The 335-nt window shown below is 63.0% G+C and carries 1 protein-coding gene; it reads right to left on the bottom strand.

The features are described 5' to 3' along the window. A partial coding sequence (locus KWG70_RS17765) for an alkaline phosphatase family protein (protein ID WP_230937379.1) occupies nt 1-335 on the bottom strand: 335 nt, incomplete at both ends.

Below are 335 nucleotides of genomic sequence, written 5' to 3' on the forward strand. Positions count from 1 at the left end.
GCGTCACGCGCAGAGTTGGCGAAGTCATGCCACGGGTTTTCGCCTACATAGCCCCGCTCACGCAGCCAGTCATTGTAGCGGGCAGCGCCTTGTTCGTCATAAAGGCCCGCCGGCCCCTCGGGCCGCATCCCGTCATCGCGTTCCCACACGTCAAAGCCGCATTGTTCGGTTCGAACGCCAATAATGCTGTCCTTGGGAATCCCCAGACGCCGCATCCCCTCCTCATCGGCCTTCATATGGGTTTTGCCGAGCAGCCAGCACTCCATGCCATGGTCGCGCAGGTGGTCTCCCATCGTTCGCTCGCCAACCCGCAGCGGCACCCGATTCCAGGTGGC

It is taken from the genome of Psychroserpens luteolus, assembly GCF_021032705.1.
Lineage (GTDB): Bacteria > Bacteroidota > Bacteroidia > Flavobacteriales > Flavobacteriaceae > Psychroserpens > Psychroserpens luteolus.